This is a genomic window from Aureimonas altamirensis (assembly GCF_023702225.1).
GTDB lineage: Bacteria > Pseudomonadota > Alphaproteobacteria > Rhizobiales > Rhizobiaceae > Aureimonas > Aureimonas altamirensis_B.
The window spans coordinates 230,351-253,751 of sequence record NZ_JAMQCO010000007.1 but is presented as its reverse complement, the minus strand read 5'-3'; the positions used below and the strand labels follow the sequence as shown (position 1 = coordinate 253,751).

General features: G+C 67.3%; 22 protein-coding genes. 10 read left to right on the top strand and 12 right to left on the bottom strand.

Translation table 11 applies throughout. The annotated features are described in order from the left end of the window. Positions 1–201 precede the first annotated feature (201 nt). Positions 202–717: a GNAT family N-acetyltransferase gene (locus NDN16_RS13585; RefSeq protein WP_251114113.1), complete on the top strand. Its 516-nt coding sequence runs from the start codon at positions 202–204 to the stop codon at positions 715–717. Here NDN16_RS13585 and NDN16_RS13580 read toward each other — a convergent pair. Genes NDN16_RS13580 through NDN16_RS13560 form a run of 5 tightly spaced genes read right to left on the bottom strand, consistent with a single transcriptional unit; the run spans position 710 to position 8,645 of the window. Further along, positions 710–1,738, bottom strand: a complete 1,029-nt coding sequence (locus tag NDN16_RS13580) for a patatin-like phospholipase family protein (RefSeq protein WP_251114112.1) — start codon at positions 1,736–1,738, stop codon at positions 710–712. The genes NDN16_RS13585 and NDN16_RS13580 overlap by 8 nt on opposite strands. A gap of 24 nt (positions 1,739–1,762) precedes the next feature. After that, positions 1,763–3,844 (bottom strand): hypothetical protein, encoded by a 2,082-nt coding sequence (locus NDN16_RS13575; RefSeq protein ID WP_251114111.1) that lies wholly within the window; start codon positions 3,842–3,844, stop codon positions 1,763–1,765. Continuing rightward, complete coding sequence (locus NDN16_RS13570) at positions 3,841–6,687, bottom strand: DUF4159 domain-containing protein (protein ID WP_251114110.1); 2,847 nt, start codon at positions 6,685–6,687, stop codon at positions 3,841–3,843. Before NDN16_RS13570 ends, NDN16_RS13575 begins: the two co-directional genes overlap by 4 nt. Then, positions 6,688–7,599, bottom strand: coding sequence for a DUF58 domain-containing protein (locus NDN16_RS13565; protein WP_251114109.1), 912 nt, complete (start codon positions 7,597–7,599; stop codon positions 6,688–6,690). 35 nt (positions 7,600–7,634) lie between these two features. Further along, positions 7,635–8,645, bottom strand: coding sequence for an AAA family ATPase (locus NDN16_RS13560; RefSeq protein ID WP_251114108.1), 1,011 nt, complete (start codon positions 8,643–8,645; stop codon positions 7,635–7,637). 189 nt (positions 8,646–8,834) lie between these two features. Here NDN16_RS13560 and NDN16_RS13555 point away from each other — a divergent pair, with 189 nt between their 5' ends. Genes NDN16_RS13555 through NDN16_RS13545 form a run of 3 tightly spaced genes read left to right on the top strand, consistent with a single transcriptional unit; the run spans position 8,835 to position 11,244 of the window. Continuing rightward, the gene (locus NDN16_RS13555; RefSeq protein WP_251114161.1) at positions 8,835–9,356 is read left to right on the top strand and encodes a DUF1285 domain-containing protein; all 522 of its coding nucleotides are present in this window, start codon (positions 8,835–8,837) and stop codon (positions 9,354–9,356) included. Further along, positions 9,350–9,991 (top strand): CoA pyrophosphatase, encoded by a 642-nt coding sequence (locus tag NDN16_RS13550; protein ID WP_435301104.1) that lies wholly within the window; start codon positions 9,350–9,352, stop codon positions 9,989–9,991. The genes NDN16_RS13555 and NDN16_RS13550 overlap by 7 nt, the downstream gene beginning before the upstream one ends. Next, a complete protein-coding gene (locus NDN16_RS13545) occupies positions 9,988–11,244 on the top strand; it encodes a CCA tRNA nucleotidyltransferase (protein ID WP_251114107.1) in 1,257 nt (418 codons plus the stop codon). Before NDN16_RS13550 ends, NDN16_RS13545 begins: the two co-directional genes overlap by 4 nt. A gap of 72 nt (positions 11,245–11,316) precedes the next feature. Here the strand turns inward: NDN16_RS13545 and NDN16_RS13540 are convergent, their stop codons facing one another. From NDN16_RS13540 to NDN16_RS13510, 7 genes are all read right to left on the bottom strand, one after another. Beyond that, positions 11,317–11,496: a DUF1059 domain-containing protein gene (locus NDN16_RS13540; protein WP_251114106.1), complete on the bottom strand. Its 180-nt coding sequence runs from the start codon at positions 11,494–11,496 to the stop codon at positions 11,317–11,319. A gap of 111 nt (positions 11,497–11,607) precedes the next feature. Further along, a complete protein-coding gene (locus NDN16_RS13535; protein ID WP_251114105.1) occupies positions 11,608–11,940 on the bottom strand; it encodes a PepSY domain-containing protein in 333 nt (110 codons plus the stop codon). Positions 11,941–11,980: 40 nt separating this feature from the next. Next, entirely contained in the window at positions 11,981–12,799 is an 819-nt protein-coding gene (locus tag NDN16_RS13530) for a pseudouridine synthase (RefSeq protein ID WP_251114104.1), read from the bottom strand. A 159-nt stretch (positions 12,800–12,958) separates the two neighbouring features. Beyond that, the gene (locus NDN16_RS13525) at positions 12,959–14,464 is read right to left on the bottom strand and encodes a tripartite tricarboxylate transporter permease (RefSeq protein ID WP_251114103.1); all 1,506 of its coding nucleotides are present in this window, start codon (positions 14,462–14,464) and stop codon (positions 12,959–12,961) included. A gap of 16 nt (positions 14,465–14,480) precedes the next feature. Continuing rightward, complete coding sequence (locus NDN16_RS13520) at positions 14,481–14,951, bottom strand: tripartite tricarboxylate transporter TctB family protein (RefSeq protein ID WP_251114102.1); 471 nt, start codon at positions 14,949–14,951, stop codon at positions 14,481–14,483. A gap of 58 nt (positions 14,952–15,009) precedes the next feature. Further along, positions 15,010–15,993, bottom strand: a complete 984-nt coding sequence (locus NDN16_RS13515) for a tripartite tricarboxylate transporter substrate-binding protein (protein WP_251114101.1) — start codon at positions 15,991–15,993, stop codon at positions 15,010–15,012. Positions 15,994–16,107: 114 nt separating this feature from the next. Continuing rightward, the gene (locus tag NDN16_RS13510) at positions 16,108–16,866 is read right to left on the bottom strand and encodes a FadR/GntR family transcriptional regulator (protein ID WP_251114100.1); all 759 of its coding nucleotides are present in this window, start codon (positions 16,864–16,866) and stop codon (positions 16,108–16,110) included. A 166-nt stretch (positions 16,867–17,032) separates the two neighbouring features. Between NDN16_RS13510 and NDN16_RS13505 the strand changes: the two genes are divergently transcribed. Genes NDN16_RS13505 through NDN16_RS13480 form a run of 6 tightly spaced genes read left to right on the top strand, consistent with a single transcriptional unit; the run spans position 17,033 to position 23,335 of the window. Continuing rightward, positions 17,033–17,971: a Gfo/Idh/MocA family protein gene (locus NDN16_RS13505; protein WP_251114099.1), complete on the top strand. Its 939-nt coding sequence runs from the start codon at positions 17,033–17,035 to the stop codon at positions 17,969–17,971. Further along, positions 17,968–19,023, top strand: a complete 1,056-nt coding sequence (locus NDN16_RS13500; protein ID WP_251114098.1) for an aldose epimerase family protein — start codon at positions 17,968–17,970, stop codon at positions 19,021–19,023. Before NDN16_RS13505 ends, NDN16_RS13500 begins: the two co-directional genes overlap by 4 nt. A gap of 39 nt (positions 19,024–19,062) precedes the next feature. Beyond that, a complete protein-coding gene (locus NDN16_RS13495) occupies positions 19,063–20,871 on the top strand; it encodes an IlvD/Edd family dehydratase (protein ID WP_251114097.1) in 1,809 nt (602 codons plus the stop codon). A 21-nt stretch (positions 20,872–20,892) separates the two neighbouring features. Further along, on the top strand, positions 20,893–21,771 hold the full coding sequence (locus NDN16_RS13490) for an SMP-30/gluconolactonase/LRE family protein (RefSeq protein WP_251114096.1): 879 nt from the start codon (positions 20,893–20,895) through the stop codon (positions 21,769–21,771). Between the two features lie 11 nt (positions 21,772–21,782). Further along, entirely contained in the window at positions 21,783–22,694 is a 912-nt protein-coding gene (locus NDN16_RS13485) for a 2-dehydro-3-deoxygalactonokinase (protein WP_251114095.1), read from the top strand. Continuing rightward, on the top strand, positions 22,691–23,335 hold the full coding sequence (locus NDN16_RS13480) for a 2-dehydro-3-deoxy-6-phosphogalactonate aldolase (protein WP_251114094.1): 645 nt from the start codon (positions 22,691–22,693) through the stop codon (positions 23,333–23,335). Before NDN16_RS13485 ends, NDN16_RS13480 begins: the two co-directional genes overlap by 4 nt. Positions 23,336–23,401: the final 66 nt, after the last annotated feature.

Here is a 23,401-nt window from a genome sequence, read left to right as displayed (position 1 = left end):
TGTCGGACAGGGAATATGAGCAGGATGGCGGTAGACGCCAGTCCCGGCACCGTGATAAGCACCGTCAACCGAATGATCGACAATTGGTGTCCCGTGCTACGACGACGAAGCCTGGAAGCGGCCAAGACCGCAAACTGACCGCGCCGGCGAGCCTGCCCTGGCTTCTGGCGTGTACGTTCACGCCAGATGTGTTGGATCACCATGCTTTCCCGTCCTTTTGCCGCCGAGCTGACGTTCGGCAACGAACTCCCCCTGCATGCCGCCTGCATAGAGGATATCTCGGCCGAGGCCTTCGGCCCCGGGCGGTTTGCCCGCGCGGCCGCACGCGTGCGGGAGATGGCGTCCCATGCGCCCGATCTCTCCTTCGTCGCCTGCCTGCACGGGCAGGTGATCGGATCGGTCCGTCAGACCCCGGTGCTGATCGGGGCCACGCCCGCGCTCATGCTCGGGCCGCTCGCCGTTCGTCCGGCCTACAAGGGGATGGGCGTCGGCAAGGCCCTGATGCGTATGGCGGCGGATGCCGCCCGTGATGCCGGCGAGGCGTTCATATTCCTTGTGGGCGACAGGGGATATTACATGCCGCTCGGCTACGAGCCGGCCGTGCCCGGCAGCATCGTCATGCCGGGGCCGGTCGACCCCGCGCGGATATTGGTCCTGCCGCTCGATGGAGGTTCGGTGGATACGCTTTCCGGCACGGTAACGGTCCGCTTCAAATGAACGGCTCCAGCATCGGGCCCACGGTGGATCGGCGTCCGATGTCGTCCCCATGGGCTGCGAGCCACTCGGTGGCCGCCTCCCTGCCTGCTTGCGCCAGTGCCGACAATTCGGACCAGCGCGTGTCCATCTTGGCGGCGGTCGACCGCTCGGCGACGTCCTGACTGGCGGCGATCATGTGAAGCCGCAGCCGTGCGATCCGACGCAGGGCCGGGTTGGCCTCGTCTGCCCCACGCAGCAGCTTCTGGATTTCGGTCAGTGTCCGCAGATCCCGCAGCAGGCTGGAATTGAAGGTGATTTCCGTCACGCGCGACAGGATATCCGCCACCGTCTGCGGCACCTCCCGGCGCTGGAACGGGGTCACCTGAACGATGAGGATATCGGCCGCGAACGCCTCCGAAAACAGGGGCGTCAGCGTCGGGTTGCCCATGTAGCCGCCGTCCCAATAGGAAATCCCGTCGATCTCGACCGCGCGGAACAGGTTGGGCAGGCACGCTGAGGCAAGCAGGGCGTCGATCGTCAGTTCCGCACCGGTGAAGATGCGGGCCGACCCGGTATCCACGCGCGTGGCCGAAACGAATGTAGGGATGACGGCGGGCCCCTGCAGCAGCGGAAAATCGATGGTCTTCTCCAGCACCGGGCGGAGCGGATTGCCGCTCGGCATGGTCGGGTCGTAGGGCGAGATCATCTGCCCCAGCAGCTTGACCCGTTCCAGCATGCCGTGCACCACGGTGGTCGGCAGCGGCAGGAAGGGCATCGATCGCTCTACCGCACCCAGCGGCGACGAACCGGATACGCTTTTCCAAAGGTGCTCCAGGTTTTTTCGCGCGGCATCCGCGCCGCCGGCGGCGAGGCCGGTGGCAAGGCTTGCCGCGTTCAGCGCGCCGGCGCTTGTGCCGCTGACGGCGCTGAAGCGAAAGCGGCCATCTTCCAGGAGATGGTCGAGGACACCCCAGGTGAAGGCGCCATGCGCGCCGCCGCCCTGGAGCGCCAGCGAGATGGGAAGGGGAGAAGCGTCGGCCATGCGTTGCGTTCTCCCGTAAAAGGGTTAGCGTCCCTCACGATACCATGTGGCGGACAGGGCCATGAGCAGGACGGCCAGGCCGAGGAACCCGGCGAAGAGCGGCGTGCGTTCGACGCCGCGCAGGACGGTTTCGTCGGTCGTCTTCAAGCCGATCCAGTCCCGGCCGTCGCCGTCGGCCCGCCCGGTAATCGGCACGATGCGCGGAACGGCGACGTTGCCGTCGGTATCGGCGATGCGCCTTACGCTGCCGCGTGACGCCTCTGCCACCGGCTGCAGCTTTTCGGTGGTGGAAATGGCCTCGCGGAACTCGCGCGGGTTGGCGGGGCCGACATTGACGAGCGCGCGCAGGTCGCCGTTCGCCACCTGGTAGAGGCCGAGTTCCTCCACCGGCACATCGGATGTCCAGATGCCGTCGCCCGTCTGCGCAAGCGTCACCGTCCGCGCCGCACCAGACGGCGTGATCAGCGTTGCCGGGCCCGGATCGTCGCCGATCGTATTGCGCGTGATGGTAAGCGTGCTGCCTTGCGCGACGGCATCGAGCGATTCCTCTTCCAGTTCCGGCTCCTTCATCAGCCAGTGCGCGAGCCTGCGGAACAACGGGACATGCGGGCCGCCGCCCTCGAACCCACGCGACCAGAGCCACCCCTGATCGGACAGGAGCAGGGCGACGCGCCCTTCGCCCACACGGTCGAGCACCAGGAGCGGCTTGCCTTCCGGCCCGTTCATGACCGCCTCGCCCGAGACCTCGCCCACATCGACGATGCGGAACCATGGGCTCCAGGCTGGGGGTGTCTGCGCGGCGCCGGGCAGGTCCCGGGTGACCGGGTGCTTTCGGCCGAGTTCGGACAGGACGGGGCGGAACGCCTCTGTTTCGACGGAACCCTCCGGCAGCGCGGGCAGGACGCTGGCCAAGGGCGAATTGGCGATGGAATCGAGGCCGGCATATTCCGGCCCGGAGGCGATCAGCATCGCCCCGCCATTGCGCACATATTGCGCGATGTAATCGTAATAGAGCGTCGGCAGGACGCCGCGCCGCTGGTAGCGATCGAAGATGATGAGGTCGAAATCGTCGATCCGCTCCACGAAAAGCTCGCGTGTCGGGAAGGCGATCAGCGACAGCTCGTCTATGGGGGTTCCGTCCTGCTTTTCCGGAGGACGCAGGATGGTGAAGTGGACGAGGTCGACCGCCGCGTCGGATTTCAGGAGATTGCGCCAGGTCCGCTCGCCGGCATGCGGCTCGCCCGAGACCAGCAGAACCCGCAGGTTTTCGCGGATGCCATCCACCACGGCGATGGCCTTGTTGTTGATGGCGGTGATCTCGCCGGGCCTGTCCGCCGCGACGAGTTCCACGATGTTGTGGCCGGCGCGCGGCAGCTGGAACGGCAGCTGCGTCTCCCGGCCGGGCACGGCGCTCTGGCGGGCGACCAGATCGCCGTTCAGATAGGCCCGCACGTCGACGGGTGCGCTCGGCGCGTTCTCGCCCTCCTCGACGACGCGGTAGGTCAGCGTCTGCTGCTGATCCACGATGCCGAAGCGCGGCGCCGAGACGATCTCTATGCGGCGGTCGAACTCGTCCGGCCGGCCCGTGACCAGGCCATGCACCGGCGCGTCGAATCCCAGTTGCGCGGCATTGGCCGGAATGTCGTGGACCTGCCCGTCGGTAACCATGATCGCGCCCGCGACCCGCCCCGGCGAGACGTCGGCAAGGCTGGAGGACAGGGCCGAGAACAGCGCCGTCGTGGCATCCTGGTTGCCCTCCGCCGGGCGGCTGGCGTCCACCACGCGGACGTCGAATTCGGGATATTCGGCCAGCCTGGCGCGCAGTTGCGCGACGGCTTCGTCGGTCTCGCGCGTGCGGGTGCCGATCGACTGGCTCTGGCTGCGATCCACCACCAGCGATACGACGCTTTGCAGGGGCTCGCGCTCTTCGCGCAGCAGCACCGGATTGGCCAGCGCCAGCAACAGCGCCGCGATGGCGGCCACGCGAAGAAGCGCGCCGCGCAACCGCCCGGCGATCAGCAGAAGCGCGATCAGCACGGCCGGCGCCGCGATCAGCGCCAGCACGGTCCAGGAAAAGAAGGGCGAGAAGCTCAGGGACCAGGTCATTGTCCGAGCCTTTCCAGAAGAGCCGGCACATGCACCTGATCGGCCTTGTAGTTGCCTGTCAGCACATACATGACGATGTTGACGCCGGCCCGGTAGGCATAGTCGCGTTGCGCCGGATCGGGCGTGTCGGTGGGGTAGACGAACAGGCCGGTGTCATCCACCGCCCAGGCGCTGGCGAAATCGTTCGAGGTGATCATGATCGACGAGACGCCGTCGCCGGCCGTCGCAGGCCGCGTCTCCGCGTCGGCCGAGCGCGCCAGCGCCTCCACCCAGAGGTCGGACGCGGTGTAGCGGCCGGGGAACCTGTCCATGATGTAGAAGGACTTGGTCAGCACATGGTCGGCCGGGACCGGCTCCAGCGGGGGTATGTCCAGATCGGCCAGGATGGCGCGCAGGCGGCGCTGTCCATCCGAAACCGCGGTTCCCGAAAGGCCGGTCATGCCGCCATCCTCGACGTCGAACAGCACGGTGCCGCCCTGTTTCATGTAGGCATCCACCCGGCTTATCGCTTCCTCTGCCGGCATGGGCGCCGACGCGGAAACCGGCCAGTACAGGATCGGGTAGAAGGACAGTTCGTCGGTCGCGATATCCACCTCGACGGGTTCGCCCGGCTCCAGCGCCGTCTTGGCCGCGATGAACTGCGAAAGGCCGAACAGGCCCTGCCGGGATATTTCATCCTGTGCCGCATCGCCGGTGCGCACATAGGCAAGGTGGGTCGTGGCCGTGGCGGCGATGGCCGCTTCGGCATCGTAGCCTTCGAGCCCGGCGCGCGCCGGGTCATCGGCCTGCTGTGCATGCCCGATCGACGGCAGCAGCATGATCGCCGCCGCAAGGACGAGCGGCAGCGTCGCCGGGCGGCGCCAGCGCCCCGGCGCGAACAGGCGCCGCAATCCACCCTGCAGCCAGATCAGCGCCAGCGCGTCGAGCGCAAACAGAAGCAGCGCCGCCGCGAACAGCCACGGCGTCAGGCTGGTGCTTTCCGCCCCACCATAGGCCCGCGCTTCGAGCGGACCGGCGGCGGCGAGGTCGCCGATCGGCGACAATGTCGCTTCGCGCGGAAGAAGGTTCAACGCCACATATCCCTCTTCGGAGCCATAGAGAGCGGGCGGATGCTCCCGCGTGACGGGGGGAAGCCCTTCGGCTGATACGGTCAGCGGGCGGACCGTGTTGTCCGGCGGCACGAGGAGCCCGTCGGCGTCGAGCATGAGATAGGGGGGATAGGTGGCCTCGCGTGCATCGGCGGCGGCGGTGGCGGCGCCGGCGCGCGACAATGTCACGATGCGGCGGAGCATGTCGACGAAAGCGCCGGATATGGGCAGGTTGGACCAGGTGGCCTCGGCGGTGGTGTGGAACAGGATGATGCGCCCCGCCCCGCGCGTGTCGGCGGTGACGATGGGCGTGCCGTCGGCGAGGCTGGCCCAGGTGCGGTCGGCCAGCTCCACCGAGGGCTCGGCCAGGATCTGCCGCGTCACGGTGACATCGTCCGGAATGGCGATATCGGCGAAGGGGCTGTCGTCCGCCATGGGGGCGAGAGCCTGCGGCTCCGACCAGGACAGCGCCCCGCCGAGCTGGCGCTCGCCGCCGCGCAGGCGCACCGGTACGAGCTGGTCGTCTGCGGTGGACGCAGCAAGGCGCGGTCCCGCAAAGCGCAGCAGCGTTCCGCCGGCCTCGACATAGGAGGTCAGCGCCGTCTCGGCGGCGGCGGGCAGAACCCCGATATCGGCCAGCACGATGACCGAGGGGTTGCCGCGCACCATGGCCGGCACCGAGGTCGCCAGATCGGCGCTCTCGGCCTGTACCAGATCCGCGAAGGGCTCGAGTGCCCGGGTAATGTAGTAGAGCGGTGACAGAAGCGGCTGGGCCAGGTCGAGCGGTTCGCCGGATATGAGGCCCACGCGCCGCCGCTGGAAGCTGTCGTCCACCAGCCGGACCGAGCCGGCATCGAGATTGCTGGCCAGTTCGATGCGCGCGACGTCGTTGCGCAGCTCTACGGGAATGTCGAAACGGGCGACGGCGCCGGTTGCGCCGGTGTCGAAAGCAAGCGGCGCGCGCCCGATCTCCCGCGACTGGCGGTCCAGTGCCCGCAGCGTCCGTGCGGGCACGGCGTCGCCCGTCGGGCGGACCGCCGCGACGGTAAGGGCATCTGTGGCGTTGTCGGCCGCCGTCAGCCCGACGAGGCCGCCCGTTTCGGCCTGGAACGCCAGCACCTGCGCGGCGCCGACGCCGGACAGCCTCTCCATCGCGTCTGCCCGATCCGCGCTTTCGAGGCCGTCGGTCAGGAGCGCCAGCGTAACGCCGGGCTGTCCCCGAAGCGCGGTGGCAAGGCGTTCCGCGGCAGCCAGCCGTTGCACAGGCACGGGGCGCGCCTGCGCGGCGCCGAGGCGCTCCAGCGCCGTGGCCGCCTCCGTCGGGCTGGCGTCGTCGGAGGCGTCCTCTGCCGTCAGCACCAGCGAAACGGGCCGGCCTGCCTCTCCGGCCTCCCGTACCAATGCGGCGGCGTTGTCGCGCATGGCGTCGAATTGCGTAGCGCTGGCCCAGCCATTGTCCAGCATCACGCCCAGCGGCCCCTCTCCGCGCAGGAGCGCCTCCCTGGGGTTCAGGACCGGGGCGGCCAGGGCCAGGATGACGAGCGCCGCCAGAAGCAGCCGCAAAAGGGTCAGCCACCACGGACTGCGGGCCGGCGTCTCCTCGGTCTTGAGCACGCGCTGCAGGATGCGGAACGGCGGGAAGGCCTCTGTTTCCGGTTGCGGCGGCGTCAGGCGCAACAGCCACCAGATGATCGGCAATGCGACCAGCCCGAACAGCACGAGGGGAGCGCCGAAAGAGAGTGCGAGACCGCCCATCTAGCCTGCCGATCGTTGGGTCTGCGGCAGACCGCCGAGACGGCCGTGGATGGCAACCAGCGCTTCCGAGGCGAGCCGGTCGGTGCGGTGCGAGACGAAGCTCCAGCCCAGGCGTCGGCAGTGATCGGACAAGGTGCTGCGGTGCGCCGCATACAGGCGTCCATACTCTTCCTTCAGGGCTTCGGCGCGCCCCGCCGTCAGGCGCTGCCCGCTTTCCGGATCCCGGAATTCGGTGCGGCCGGCATAGGGGAAGTCTTCTTCCGCCGGATCGTAGATCTCGATCAGGTGCCCGCGCATGCCGCGTCGCGCCAGGAGGTCGATCCGATCCATGAGCTCAGGGAGCGGGTCGAGAAAGTCGCTGGCGATGACGATCTCGCTGAAACGCCGGAAATGCGCCTCCGGGAAGCTGCCATGCGGACGATGCGTCATCAGCGCCGCCGCGATCCGCTCGGCGGCGTTGCGCGCCGATACCGGTTGCAGGACGCCCGGATATCCGATCCGCTCTCCGGCCCGGGCCAGAAGCTCGGCCAGCGCCAGAACCAGGACGAGCGCGCGCGATTCCTTCGAAACGGCGGCCGAGCGCGACTGGTACATCATCGAGGGGGAGGGGTCGGCCCATAGCCAGACGGTGTGCGCCGCCTCCCATTCCCGGTCCCGCAGGTAGACATGATCGTCGCGGGCGGAACGGCGCCAATCGATGCGCGAAACCGGTTCGCCTTCGACGAAGGGGCGGAACTGCCAGAAGTTTTCGCCCGCGCCGCGACGGCGGCGTCCGTGCCAGCCCGCGGTGACGGTGGCGACGATGCGGCGCGCCTCCACCAGCAGGTCCGGCATCAGGGCCGCGCGCTGGCGGGCGCGCAGCAATGCGGACTGGCTGTCCGTCAGGGGGTGCGCTTTGCCGATGGCCGCCATGCGCTGCCTTTCGAAACCGGTTGCCGGACGCCCGATCAGGCGATGCTGCGCTTGAGCGCGACGATGACGTCCCTGACGCCCATCCCTTCGGCGCGAGCGGCGAAGTTCAGGGCCATTCGATGTTGCAGGATGGGCTCGGCCAGCGCGCGCACGTCGTCGATCGAGGGTGCGAAGCGGCCTTCGTACAGCGCCCGGGCGCGCACGCAGGTCATCAGCGCCTGGCTGGCGCGTGGGCCGGGGCCCCATGCGATATGCGAGTCCGCCTCGGCGCTTCCGTGGCCGGGGCGTGCCGAACGCACCAGCGAGAGGATGGCCTCGACCACGCTTTCCGACACCGGCATCTGGCGCACCAGCCTCTGGATTTCGCGCAGGCGCTCCGCGGCTATCACCGGCTCGGCCCTGTCTTCGCTGACGCCCGTGGTGGCAAGCAGGATACGTCGTTCGGCGGCAAGGTCGGGATAGTGCACGTCGACCTGCATCAGGAACCGGTCCAGCTGGGCCTCGGGCAGCGGATAGGTGCCCTCCTGCTCCAGCGGGTTCTGCGTGGCCAGGACGTGGAAGGGAGACGGCAGGTCGTGCCGTTCGCCGGCAACGGTGACGTGGTATTCCTGCATGGCCTGCAGCAGCGCGGATTGCGTGCGCGGGCTGGCCCGATTGATTTCGTCGGCCATCAGCAACTGGGCGAAGACCGGTCCGCGGATGAACCGGAAGCTGCGGCGCCCCGACTCGTCCTGGTCCAGCACCTCGGAGCCGACGATATCGGAGGGCATCAGATCGGGTGTGAACTGGATGCGCTTGCCGTCGAGGCCCAGCGCGACGCCGAGCGTTTCGACCAGCCGCGTCTTGGCGAGGCCCGGAACGCCGACCAGCAGCGCGTGGCCCCCCGCAAGGATCGCCACCAGCGTCTGCTCGACCACCTGCTCCTGGCCGAAGATCGCGCGGCCGACGGACGCGCGTATGCCGGCGATGTCGGCAAGCGCCGATTCGGCCATGGCTTCGACCGCCTTCATGTCGGCAACGGGGTTCTGCGGCTCCAGAAGGGTCATCGGACGGTCTCCGTTGCGGGGGTCGGCCAGCCCATGAAAACGGGCTGCGCGCCATCTGGCAAGCCCGGCGCTTCGGAACTATGTGGTGACGGGCAAGCCCGGCCAAAATAAGACGGGCCGAACCGGCATGATCGAGGAGGCGGAGTGGGCGACGACGGTGCAGGAACGGTGACGGGGCTTGCGGCGCTGATGGCCCGCGCCGAACGGGCGGATGCATCCGCGCCGCCTGTCGAGCGATGGCATCCGGCGCATTGCGGCGATATCGACATCGTGATCCGGGCGGACGGGCGCTGGGTCCATGAAGGAACCGTGATCGGCCGGCCGGAGCTGGTGCACCTGTTCTCGACCGTTCTGCGCAAGGACGAGGATGGCGAGACCTATCTGGTCACCCCGGCCGAACGGTTGCGGATCACGGTCGAGGACGCCCCGTTCCTGGCAGTGGAGATGGCGGTGGAAGATCCCGATGGGCGCCCCGTGCTGACGTTCCGGACCAATATGGGCGACGTCGTGCGCGCCGGAACCGAGCATCCGATCCGCTTCGGCGGCGGGCCCGACGGCTTCGTTCCCTATGTCACCGTGCGGGGCCGGCTGGAAGCGCGGCTGACGCGGCCGGTCGCTTTCGAGCTGGCCGGTCTGCTCGAGGAGGACGAGAAGGGGCCCTATTTGATGTCGGGCGGCGTGCGTTTCCAACCTCGGCCGGCCGCATCGTGAGAAGCGCCGCCGGATGCCATCCGCTGACCGCCGACGACTTTCGCCGGCGCGTCGCCATGCGTGGAGCGATCGGCGATGCGTCGCCCTTCCAGGGGGATCACGTGCTGAACCCGGGTACGGAGGCAATGGTGGGCGCCGCCGCAACGCGCGAGGCCGCGGTCCTGGTGCCGATCGTCGCGCGGGCTGAGGAGGCAAGCATACTCCTGACGACGCGCTCGGCGGCGTTGCGAAAGCATTCGGGACAGATCGCCTTTCCGGGCGGAGTGGTGGATCCGGATGATCAATCCCCCGAGGCCGCGGCGCTGCGCGAAGCCGAGGAGGAGATCGGGCTGCCCGCGTCCCATGTCGAGACGCTCGGCCGTTTGCCGTCCTATCTGTCCAGCACCGGCTATCGTATCGTGCCGGTGCTCTCGATCGTCAGGCCGGGCTTCGGCCTGAAGCTCAATCCCGACGAGGTGGATGACGCTTTCGAGGTGCCCCTGGCATTCCTGATGGATGCCGCCAACCACCGGCTGGAAAGCCGCGAATGGCGCGGCGTGGCCCGCACCTTCTATACCATGCCCTTCGGGGATCGATACATTTGGGGCGTCACGGCGGGCATCCTCCGGTCGCTCTATGAGAGGTACTACGCATGACGAGCCCGATCGACGCCGCCTGGCTGCAGGATCCTGCCGTCCAGGCAGCCCTGCAGGCACTTGGGCAGGGCGAGGAGGAAGCCCGGATCGTGGGCGGCGCGATCCGGAACCACTATCTCGGATATCCGATCACGGATGTCGACATCGCCACCACGACCACCCCGCGCGAGACGATGCGCCTCGCTGCGGAGGCGGGCTTCAAGCCCGTTCCGACGGGCGTCGACCATGGCACCGTCACGCTGGTCCGCGACGGCCGCGCGTTCGAGGTGACCACGCTGCGCCGTGATACCGAAAGCGATGGCCGCCACGCCAAGGTCGCCTTCGGACGCGACTGGAAGGTCGATGCCGAGCGCCGGGACTTCACCATCAACGCGCTCTATGCGGATGCCGGCGGGACGGTCTACGATTATGTGGGCGGCCTTGCCGATCTGGAGACGCAAACGCTTCGCTTCATCGGCGACGCGGAGCTGAGGATTCGAGAAGACTATCTGCGCAGCCTGCGGTTTTTCCGGTTCTATGCCTGGTACGGCAAGGGCAGGCCCGACGCCGATGCCCTGCGCGCCACTGCACGGTTGCGCGACGGATTGAAGACCCTGTCGGCCGAGCGCGTCTGGGGCGAGATGAAGAAGCTCCTGTCCGCGCCCGATCCGTCCCGCGCGCTGCTCTGGATGCGGCAGGCCGGAGTGCTGACGGCCATTCTGCCGGAAACGGAGAAATGGGGCATCGATACCATCCATCCGCTGGTGCAGGCCGAGCATGAGCTGGTCTGGGCTGCGGACCCGATGGTGCGCCTGATGGCCATGATACCCCCGGACGGGGCCCGCGTAACCGAGATGGCGCGACGCCTGCGCCTGTCCAATGCGGAGCGCAAGCGCCTGCAGGCGTTCGCGATGACGTCGACCGTTGCAGCCGATACTTCGGACGGGACATGGAGGGCGATGCTGCAGGACGGCGATCGGCAGGCGCTGGCCGATCGGCTGCGCCTGGACATCGCGACGGCGAGCCGGGAGACGTCCGGCGAGACAGCGTCGGCGCGGCGACGTCTGCTGCATGCTCTGGAAACTTTCGAGCCCGCAGTCTTTCCGATCGACGGCGAGGATGTACAAGCCGCCGGCATACCGCCCGGCAAGGCCGTCGGGCAGGCCCTTGCGCGGCTGCGGCGCATATGGCTGGACAGCGGCCTGACAGCCGACCGTGAAACGCTTCTGCGCAGCCTGGAGCAGGGTGCATCGCCCGGAGAAGACGCCGGATGACAAAAACGGGCCGCAAGGGCCCGTTTCGACTTTCGTACGGATCTGTGAGCCTCGGCCGAGGCCCCAAGCCGATCAATGAAGCGGCATCTCGTGCACGTTCGTGCGGAAAGCATCCATCATCGTCGGCGTGATCGTGTCGACTCCGAGCTGCTTGGCCTGCACCACGGCCCGGCGGATCACCTCCGCCTGGCTTTCAGCTCGAATAACGCGATTGCATCCGGGTATGACGCCTGAACAGTTGAGTTCGTACATATGGGCCTCCCTTCGACTGATATTAATGTTTGTTATAGTTCGTGAATGTCAATCGAAAGTTGAAGCCGTTAACCGAAAATTCATCCTTCCAGGCATGATCCGACCCAGGTGTCAGCGAACGGCGATCACCGTGCCGTCGCGGCGGTCGACGTCGACACGGATATCGTCGCCGCGTCTGTCGACGCCCTCCACCCGATAGGCGGATCGTGTCCGGCTGACGTCGTCGACTTCCCTGACGCCTTCTCCGCGCGCGATGCGAACGGCTTCGCGCTCGCTGATTTCGCCACGGGGCATATCGCGGTCGCGCTGGCGACCTTCATTTTCGTTGGGGTTCACGACCCGGACCCCGTCGGGTCCGATCATGATGCCCTGCGCCTGTGCCGGAAGGGCGGCTCCGCCGACGGTGCCGGCAACGAGCGCGGCTGCTAGAAGTGTCCTGAGCATCTTTAATCCTCCGATCGATGCCATGTTTTTGATCGGAGTGTTAACCGAGCGCGCGTTTGGTCGGTTCCTGCAAGAGGTGGGGCGAATTGCCGCCCGTCAGCGACGAAAGTTCGCCTGGCGTCAACTGGCGTGCGGCGCCCTTGGGAAGAGCGCCGAGCGCCAATGGGCCGATCGCCACCCGCACCAGCCGCAGGACGCCTATGTCGAACGCCGCCAGCAGCCGCCGTATCTGCCGGTTGCGTCCTTCGGCAAGGACGATCTCGAGCCAGGCGTTGCGCGTGCCGCTGCGCAGGAGGCTTGCTCCCGTTGCCCGCAGGAGCTCGTCCTTGTCGACGATACCGTCGGAAAGGCGCTCGAAAAGCCCGGTGCATGGCAGCCGGTCTATCTGGACATGATAGGTTTTCTCCGGACCCGTCTCCGGGTCCAGCAGCCATTGCGAGAATCTCGTGTCGTTGGTCATGAGGATCAGGCCTTCGCTGGCCTTGTCGAGGCGGCCGACAGGCGAGACATGCGGCAGGCCGAGGCCGTCCAGGCAGCGATAGATCGTGTCGCGTCCTTCCGGGTCGGACAGGGTCGTCACCAGTCCGCGCGGCTTGTTGACCATGAGGTAGATGGGGGCCTGGGCCGCGACGGGATGTCCGTCGAGAAGGATTTCCGCCCTGCCCATGTCGATACGCAGATCCGGCTTCTGCACGACCCTGCCGTCCACGCAGACACGCCCCGCCCGTATGAACGCGTCCGCCTCCCCGCGCGAGGCGATGCCGAGCTTGGAGAATACGCGGTTCAGGCTGACCCCGCCGGGCTTTTGCGGACGGTGCGCCGAAGCTTCAGATCGGCTTGGTTTGACCGTTTTTCGCATTTCGGGTGGCCTTGAAGGTATGGGGCGGGGCCGTGACAGCGGCCCCGTCCCAGAGCGCCGTGCGTCCGATCGGACGCACAAAGGTAGCTCTAAGTTATTGACTGAGCGTCGGGTTATCCGAAAACCGGAACCCGCTTTTCGGTCCGACGCTCCAGCGTATCAATCGTCCTCGACGAAGACTTCCTTTCGCTTGTTGCGGATCGAGGGAAGCACCGCGAAGATCACGCAGGCCAGTCCGATCGCCAGCAGAGTCGCGGAAATGGGCCGCTGCAGGAAGATCATCGGATCGCCGCGCGAGATGATCATGGCCCGGCGCAGATGCTCTTCCAGCAGCGGGCCGAGCACGAAGCCCAGCAGCAGCGGCGCCGGCTCGCAGCCCAGCCGTACCAGAACGTAGCCGAGGACGCCGAAGATGATGATCGCGTAGACGTCGAACGGGTTGTTGTTGATGGAGTAGCAGCCGATGGAGGCGAACAGCACGATGGCGGGGAACAGGACCCGGTAGGGGATCGTCAGCATCTTCACCCAGAGACCGATGAGCGGCAGGTTGAGGATGACGAGAAGGATGTTGCCGATCCACATCGACGCGATGATGCCCCAGAACAGGGCCGGCTGCGAGTTGATGACGTTCGGACCGGGCGTGATGCCCTGCAGGATGAACGCGCCGACGATGAGCGCCATCACCGGGTGCGCCGGGATGCCGAGCGTCAGCAGCGGGATGAAGGATGTCTGCGCCGCTGCGTTGTTGGCGCTTTCGGGCCCGGCGACACCTTCGATGGCGCCGTGGCCGAACTCTTCCTTGTGCTTCGACAGGTTCTTTTCGGCCGAGTAGGAGGCGAAGGAGGACAGGACGTGGCCGCCGCCCGGCAGGACGCCGAGAAGCGAGCCCAGCACCGTGCCGCGCAGGACGGGCGCGATGATGCGCTTGAACTCCTCTTTCGTCAGCCAGAGGTTGCTGACCTTCTTGACCATCACCTCGCGGTTGCGCTCGTTCTCGAGGTTGCGGAAGATTTCAGCGACGCCGAAGACGCCGACGGCCACCGAGACGAAGTTGAGGCCCTGATACAGTTCGAGGAAGCCGAAGGTGAAGCGGGGCGTGCCGGTGTAGATATCCTGCCCGACGGTGCCCAGCAGCAGGCCCAGGATGATCATCCCGAGCGCCTTTGTGACTGAGCCGTGTGCGAGCGAGATGGACACCAGAAGGCCGAGGACGATGAGCGCGAAATATTCGGGCGCGCCGAAATTGAGCGCGATGCGCGCCAAAGGCGGTGCGGCGATGGCCAGGAGTAGCGTCGCCACGGAACCGGCGAAGAAGGAGCCGAGCGCGGCCGTGGCCAGCGCCGCGCCCGCTCTGCCCTTCCGCGCCATCTGGTAGCCGTCGATGGCTGTCACCGCCGATGAGCTCTCGCCCGGCAGGTTGATCAGGATGGCCGTGGTGGAGCCGCCATACTGCGCGCCGTAATAGATGCCCGAAAGCATGATGAGGGCGGTGACCGGCGAGAAGGTGAAGGTGATCGGCAGCAGCATGGCGATGGTTGCCGTGGGCCCGATGCCGGGCAGCACGCCGACCAGCGTGCCGAGGAGCACGCCGATGAAGCACCAGAAGATGTTGATGGGGGTCAGCGCCGTTTCGAAGCCGAGCGCCAGATGCGAGATGAGTTCCATGGATCGTCTCCGCGCGTCAGAACGAGAGGGCCGGCCCGAAGGTGGGCAGGGTGATGCCGAGCCCGACCTTGAAGATCAGGTAGCAGAGCGCCGACATGCAGGCGGCCATGATGAGCGCCGAGACGATGCTGTTGTTCCGCGAGGCCATCGCGGACAGGAAGGTGCAGAGCGCGACGATGGGCACGAGGCCGAGCGAGCGCGCGGCATAGCCGAAGATCGCAAGCGACAGGCAGACCAGGAAGATGCCCCGCCAGGCGATGGGCTCGGCGATGACCTCCTGGTGCCGGCCGAAGCCCTGGATCGCGATCAGCAGGCCGAAGCCGGCCAAGAGGCTGGCCAGGAACAGCGGCATGAAGCCGGGCCCCATGCGCAGTGCCGTACCCATCTGATAGTTCATCGCCTCGATCGCGAAACCGGCGGCGATGGCGATGAAGATGAGACCTGCGAAAACATCGCGCCAGGCGCGAGAGCGTGTAATGTCCGTCATGTTTCCCCCGTAACGGGAAAGCCGGCAGCATACGCCGCAGCCGGCTTTCGAACGCGCATCAGTCGGCGTAGACGCCGGCTTCCTCGATGATCGGCTTCCACAGCTCGATCTGCGATGTGAGTTCCTCGGTCAGGGCGGCGGGCGTCGCCTGGTCCTGCGATACGGGTGCGGTGCCGAGCTCGGCGAAGCGCTGAACGACGGTCTCGTCCTGCAGCGCGGTCTGCAGCGCAGCTTCCAGCTTCTCGACGATGGCCGGGTCCATGCCCTTGGGACCGTAGAGCCCATGCCAGACGCCGATCTGCAGGCGCGGCAGGTCGGATTCGGCGGTCGTCGGCAGGTCCGGGAGGGAATCGACGCGCTCGGGCGAGGTGACGGCATAGGCCTTCACTTCGCCGGCCTTGATCTGGTTGGTCGTGTTGGTGGTCTGGTCGCAGATCATGTCGACCTGTCCGCCGACGATGTCCGTCATCGCCGGGCCGGCGCCCTGGTAGGGCACGGTGATCATCTGCACTTCAAGGGAATCCATCAGCAGCATGCCGCACAGATGGGACGCCGAGCCGATGCCGGCATTGGCGTAGGTGACGTCCTGCCCGTTCTCCTTGAGATAGGAGACGAGGCCCGCCATGTCGGCCGGCTCGAAGTCCTTGCGCGCGACGATCGTCATGGGAACCGACGTGATGAGCCCGACGGGCGTGAAGTCGGTGAGGGGATCGAAGCCGAGATTGCGGTAGAGGGTCGGCGCGGTGGACATGCCGATATGGTGCAGCAGCAGCGTGTAGCCGTCATTCGAGGCGTTGGCCACCTGGCCGGCGCCGAGCGTGCCGCCGGCCCCGCCGACGTTCTGGATCAGCACCTGCTGCCCAAGTTCCTTCGACATGACCTGCGCGACCAGCCGGGCGACGGTATCCGTCGGCCCGCCGGCCGAGAAGGGCACGATGATGGTGACCGGCTGGGTGGGGTAGTCGGTCTGTGCCGTAGCGGCGACAGGCGCCGCGAAAGCGAGTGCGGCGGATACGGCAAGCGCCGCAAGGCTGAGTTTCATGCAATCCTCCCGAATGCGTGAGCAGCAGGGCCTATGAGGCCACGATTCGTTCATCCATCACGAATCGCGGCGCAATGTCCAGCAGCGAGGCCCCCGCATGGGGATAGGGATTTGTTATGCCTGAAGGTCCGTCAACGGCAGATCCGTGCGCAAGGCGGTCATGGTTCGAGCGACGCCGACATGGATGACGTTTTCCATGGCAAGCCGGGCGGCGGGCTCGTCGCGGGCGGCGATGGCGCGCACGATACGCAGGTGGTTGGCCGCGCATTCGGCGATCTTCTCGGTGCTCGACGCCGGCGAGGAAAGCTGGAAGGCGGCAGCCAGCGCGGCCTCTATCAGGGCGCTGATGGAGCGCATGAACGGGTTGCGCGAGACGCGCGCCACGGCCAGATGGAATTCCAGGTCCACCTTCGCGATGCTTTCGCGCGTGTGGGCCGGATTATCCAGCCGGCCGGCGATCTCGTACAGTTCCACGATCTCCTCGGCGCTGGCGCGCCGCGCGGCCATGGCGGCGGCGGCCGGCTCGAGCGCCAACCGCATCTCCGCCAGATCGGCGATCAACGTGTCGTCGACGCCGGACTCGAAGCGCCATCCCAGAACGTCGGCATCGAAGAAATTCCATTGCGACCGGTTCAGCACCCGCGTCCCCACCTTCGCCTTCGGCTCGACGAGCCGCTTTGCTGCAAGGGTCTTCATCGCTTCGCGCAGGACGGTGCGCGATACTCCGAAACGGGCGGTCAGCTCGGCGTCGCCCGGCAGGATGGAACCCTCGGGCCTGTCGCCTGTGACGATCTCGCGGCCGAGAACCATGACGACCTGCGCGTGGCTCGTGCGCAGAGACCGACCGGCAATGGTCGATTGCAACAGACTCATGTCTCGGTGTCTCCCAACCGCAAGGCGCTATCCATTGCGGTACTATAACATTGATTTGTATGATTTATAGCATCAAATACGGCGCCCGTGCCGTGAGTTTCGGGGCTTGACGCTGGAATCTGCAAGAGTATTAGTCACACGTAATAAAGATTGGAAACGGTCAAAGATGCCCTCGCACCCCATCAGCGTCGCCATTGCAGGGCTCGGCAAGATCGCGCGAGATCAGCATATCCCCGCCATCCAGGGCAATCCGGCGTTCGAACTGGCTGCGGTGGCCAGCCGCAACGCGTCTCTGCCATCCATACGCCATTTCACCGATATCGGCGAGATGCTTCGCGAGGCGGGCGATATCGCCGCCGTCTCGCTGTGCACGCCGCCGCAGGGACGGCAGGCGCAGGCGCGCGCCGCGCTTTCCGCCGGGCGGCACGTTCTCCTGGAGAAGCCGCCCGGCGCCTCCGTGGCCGAAATCGGACCGCTCGTCGAGCTTGCCCGGCAAAACGGCGTGACGCTGTTCGCGACATGGCATTCGCGTTTCGCGGCCGCGGTTGAGCCGGCCCGGGCCTTCCTTGCCGGCGCGCGGATACGCTCGGTCCAGGTGACATGGAAGGAGGATGTGCGCCATTGGCACCCCGGCCAGCAATGGATATGGGAGCCGGGCGGACTCGGCGTGTTCGATCCGGGCATCAATGCCCTGTCCATCGTGACGCGCATCCTACCGCAGCCCTTCTTCCTGACGCAGGCGGCCCTGTCCTTCCCCGCCAACCGGGCTACGCCCATCGCCGCCGAACTTGAGTTCGCCGATGGCGCGGGCGTTCCTGTCCGGTTCGACCTCGACTGGCGGCAGACGGGTCCGCAAAGCTGGGATATCGACGTCGACACCGACGAAGGGCGGCTGCTGATGGGAGAGGGGGGCAAGACCCTGTCGCTGGACGGGCGCCCGCTCGTCGCCGACGAGGATGCCGAATATGCCGGAATCTACGAGCGGTTCGCCGAGTTGATCGAGGCGGGCGAGAGCGATGTCGACCTGGCGCCCCTGGTCCATGTGGCGGACGCGTTCATGCTGGGCCGGCGAATCGAAGTCGAGCCCTTCGAGGACGCGGCGTGAGCGTGCGTCGCGATGAATTCGGGCCGATGCCCGACGGGCGTGCGGTGGACCGCTTCGTACTGGACGGCCATGGCCTGTCGGCCACGGTAATTTCCTACGGCGCTTCGCTGCACTCCCTGTTCGTGCCGGGGCGCGACGGTGCGCTCGACGACGTGGTGCTTGGCGGCGCCACGATCGACGCCTACCTGGACGAGCGCCGCTTCTTCGGCGCGGTGGTGGGGCGCTACGCCAACCGCATCGGCAAGGGTTATCGCGACGCGTCCGGAGCCTTCGTGGCACTGCCTGCCAATGACGGCCAAAACTGCCTGCATGGCGGGCCGGCCGGGTTCGATACGCATGTCTGGTCGCTTGCCGAATTCGGCGAGGATGGGGGCCCCTTCGTCGAACTGACGCTCGATCTCGGCGAGGGCGTCGACGGCTTTCCCGGCGCGGTTTCCGCCCGTGCCCGCTATTCGATCCCGGCGCCGGGAGAACTGACGCTGGACCTGTCGGCGACGGTGTCGGAGCCATCGCCGGTCAACCTCAGCGGGCACAGCTACTTCAACCTTGCGGGCGCAGGATGCGCGGATACGATCCTCGGTCATGTCCTGCGCGTCGGCGCCGAAACCGTGCTTCCCATCGACGGGGCGTCCCTGCCGATCGGTGGACCAATGGACGTCGCCGGCACCGTCTTCGACTTCCGGGGCGGCGGCGTGATCGGCGAGAAGATGGATACGGCCGATCCGCAGATCGCCCTGACGGGTGGCTACGACCATAATTTCTGCTTCTCCGACACTGGCGAGTCCCGGCTGCTGGCACAGTTGCACGCGCCGTCCAGCGGACGGACCCTGTCGATCTATTCGGATGCGCCCGGCCTGCAATTCTACACCGGGCAGTTCCTGGACGGCAGCGCGTACGGCAAGGGCGGGGTGCGCTACGGCCGCCACGCCGGCCTGTGCCTGGAGCCGCAATCCTGGCCGGACAGCCCCAACCATGACGGCTTCCCGGGGGTGATGCTGCCCGCCGGCGCCACGTACCGACATACGATCCGCTACGCCTTCGGCGTGCAGTGACAGAACAGAAGAACGACTGGCAGGAAAGCTGGACCCAAGATGAGCAAGGAACTGACGCCCACCGCCCCGAACACGCTGCGCTCGCGCGCCTGGTTCGACAACCCGATGAATGCCGACATGACGGCGCTCTACCTGGAGCGTTACATGAATTTCGGCCTCAGCCAGGAAGAGCTGCAGTCCGGCAAGCCGATCATCGGCATCGCGCAGACCGGTTCGGACCTGTCGCCCTGCAACCGGCACCATATCGAGCTGGCCCAGCGCGTGCGCGAGGGAATCCGTGAGGCCGGCGGCATCGCCATCGAGTTTCCGGTGCATCCCATCCAGGAAACGGGCAAGCGTCCCACCGCCGGGCTCGACCGCAACCTCGCCTATCTCGGTCTCGTCGAGATCCTCTACGGGTATCCGCTGGACGGCGTAGTGCTGACCATCGGTTGCGACAAGACGACGCCTGCCTGCCTGATGGCGGCGGCGACGGTGAACATTCCCGCCATCGCCCTGTCGGTGGGCCCGATGCTGAACGGCTGGTTCCGCGGCGAGCGGACCGGTTCCGGCACCATCGTGTGGCGCGCCCGCGAACTGATGGCGAAGGGCGAGATCGACTACCAGGGCTTCGTCAAGCTGGTGGCGTCCTCCGCGCCGTCGACCGGCTACTGCAATACGATGGGCACGGCCTCCACCATGAATTCGCTGGCCGAGGCGCTGGGCATGCAGCTTCCCGGCTCGGCGGCGATCCCGGCGCCCTACCGCGACCGGCAGGAGGTTTCGTACCGTACCGGCCTGCGCATCGTGGACATGGTGCGCGAAGACATGAAGCCGTCCGACATCCTGACGCGCGACGCCTTCATCAACGCCATCCGGGTCAATTCGGCCATCGGCGGCTCGACCAACGCGCCGATCCACCTGAACGCGCTGGCGCGGCACATGGGCGTGGAACTGACGATCGACGACTGGCAGACATACGGCCACGAAATTCCGCTGCTGGTGAACCTGCAGCCCGCGGGCGAATACCTGGCCGAGGATTATTACCATGCCGGCGGGGTGCCGGCCGTCGTCAACCAGCTGATGGGTGAAGGCCTCATCAACGAGGACGCGATGACCGTCAACGGGCGCACCATCGGCGACAATTGCCGCGGCGCCATCATAGAGGACGACAAGGTGATCCGCCCCTACGGCCAGCCGCTGAAGCCGGAGGCCGGCTTCATCGTACTGAAGGGCAATCTGTTCTCGTCCGCGATCATGAAGACCAGCGTCATCTCGCCCGAGTTCCGCGACCGCTATCTTTCGGACCCCAGCGATCCGAATGCCTTCGAAGGGCGCGCGGTCGTGTTCGACGGACCCGAGGATTACCACCATCGCATCGACGATCCGGCCCTCGGCATCGACGAGCATACAGTGCTGTTCATGCGCGGGGCGGGGCCGATCGGTTATCCCGGCGCGGCCGAGGTGGTGAACATGCGCGCTCCGGACTACCTCATCAAGAAGGGCATCACCTCGCTCGCCTGCGTCGGCGACGGACGCCAGTCCGGCACGTCCGGCTCCCCCTCGATCCTCAACGCCTCTCCCGAAGCGGCGGCCGGGGGCGGGCTCGCGGTGCTGAAGACGGGCGACCGCGTGCGTATCGATCTCGAAAAGGGCACGGCCGACATCCTGATCGACGATGCGGAACTGGCCGAGCGGTACAAGGCGCTGGCCGCGGATGGGGGCTTCCATTTCCCCGGCCATCAGACGCCCTGGCAGGAAATCCAGCGCGGCATCGTCGGCCAGATGGAAAGTGGCGCGGTGCTGGAGCCTGCCGTACGCTACCAGCGTATCGCGCAGACCAAAGGCCTGCCGCGCGACAACCACTGACCCATACCAGAAAGGCCGTCCATGGAAGCGACCGTCGCCATCATCTCGGATGTCCATTGCCATCTCGGCGAAGGGGTGGCGTGGCTGCCGCAGGCGCAGCGCGTCTGCTGGTTCGACATCGTCGAGAAGGTGCTGTTCGAGCATCGGCTGGACGATGGCGACACCGTGCAGCATCGCCTGCCCTTCATGGCCTCGGTAATCGCCGAGATCGACGGCGACCGCCAGTTGGTCGCGGCCGATGAAGGGTTGTTCGTCCGCAACGCTGCGGACGGCGCCTTCGAGAAGCTCCTGCCGCTCGAGGCCGACAAGCCGGGGAACCGCTCCAATGACGGGCGCGTCCACCAGAGCGGCGCGTTGTGGATCGGCACGATGGGCCGCAATGCCGAGAAGGGCGCCGGCTCCATCTACTGGTATGGCGGCGGGCGCGCGGTGCGGCTTTTCGCGGACATCACCATACCCAACGCCATCTGCTTTTCGCCGGACGGCGGCACCGCCTATTTCGTCGACAGCGATGTCGGCGAACTGATGCGCGTGGCCATCAACCCGGACACCGGCCTGCCGGTGGGCGAGCCGTCCGTCCTGCGGCGTCACGACGGCCAGGGGGCACTCGATGGAGCCGTGGTCGATGCCGACGGGGCGATCTGGGTGGCCCACTGGGGCGGTTCCTGCGTGGAGGCCTACAGCCCGGCCGGCGATGTCCTGAAGCGGGTATCCCTGCCGGCCACCAACATCTCGTGCCCGGGTTTCGTGGGCGACCGTCTGGACCGGATGGTCGCGACGAGCGCCTGGCAGGGCATGGGCGATGCGCGCAAGGCCGCCGAACCGGCCCATGGCAACACGTTCCTGTTCGATCCGGGCGTGCGCGGCCTACCCTGGCCGGCCGCAAGACCCTTCGCGTGAGGCGGCAGGCGATGCGCGCCCGAAATCTTCTCGTGGACTGGGGTACGACGAGCTTCCGCCTGTGGGCGGTCGATGCCGACGGCGCTGTCCTGGCCGAGCGGCGCAGCGGCCAGGGCCTGACCAGCGCCGGCGATTTCGATGCCGTGCTGGAGTCCCATGCGGCCGCGCTGGGGATCGACACCGACGTGCCCGCCATCCTGTGCGGCATGGTCGGCGCGCGCAACGGCTGGCTCGAAGCGCCCTATCTCGATGCGCCGGTGGCGTTGAGCGACGTGGCGGGGCGCGCAACCCGCGTGAAGGGCGCCAGCCGCCCCGTGTTCATTCTGCCCGGTGTCTCGCAGCGGCGGCCGGATCCGGACGTGATGCGCGGCGAGGAGACGAAGCTTCTCGGCCTCAAGCGCGATGACGGGCTGGTGCTGATGCCGGGCACCCACACCAAATGGGCGCGGCTCGACGCCGGTGCCCTGACCGGCTTCTCGACCTTCATGACGGGCGAGATCTTCGCGCATCTGCGCGCCGCGCCGACCTCCGTGCTGCGGCAGGCGGTGGGCGATGCGCCCCTTGCGGACACGTCGGGCCCGGTCTTCGCCGATGCCGTGCGGGCGGGCTTCGAGGCCCCCGAGCGGCTTGCCAACGCCGCCTTCGGCGTGCGCGCCGGCTGGCTGCTCGATGGCATTGCCGCCGCGGATGGCATTGCGCGGTTGTCCGGGCTGCTGATCGGGGCCGAGATCGCCGGTGCGCGCGCACTGTACGCAGACCTCGACGGGGTCGTTCCGCTGGGTGCAGGGCCCGGTGCACAGGCCTATCTGGATGCGCTCGCCGCACTCGACATCGCCCATGCGCCGCCGATGGACGCCGACGGCTGCGTGCGCGCCGGGCTGTCGCGGGCGGCCGATATCATCATGCAGGAGATTCATTCATGAGCGGTTCCGAGCGCATCGCCTGGCCTTCCTTCCGCCGTTCGCTTGTGGCGATCCTGCGCGGCATCACCATCGACGAGGTGGAGCCGGTCGTCGGTGCGCTGGTGGAGGCCGGCTTCGAGGCCATCGAGATCCCGTTGAATTCGCCGGCTCCGTTCCGATCCATCGAGGCGGCGGTGCGCCTTGCGCCCCGGACCCACTATGTGGGCGCCGGCACGGTACTGAGCGTCGAGGATGTCGACCGGCTGGCGCATGTGGGCGGACGGCTGATGGTCAGCCCCAACGTCGACCCGGCCGTCATCGCGCGCGCGGCAGAGCAGGGGATGGTCACGATGCCCGGCGTCTTTACCCCGACCGAGGCGCTGGCGGCCTGGCATGCCGGGGCCGTGGCGCTCAAGTTCTTTCCAGCCAGCGTGCTCGGCCCCGCCGGTATCGCGGCAATTTCGGCGGTATTGCCGAAGGAAGCGATCCTGGGGGCGGTCGGCGGTGTCTCGGACGGCGATTTCCAGGCCTATGCCGGCTACGGCATCAGGGTGTTCGGCCTGGGCTCCAGCCTGTACAAGCCCGGCCTGTCGACTGCCGAGGTGGCGGCTCGGGCCAAGGCGGCCATAGCGGCCTACGACGCGGTATTCGGCACCGGCTAGGCCGGCGCCCGCATGGCGGGGAGCCATGCAGAATGATTTGACACGGCGGGGAGGCCGTGCCGAACG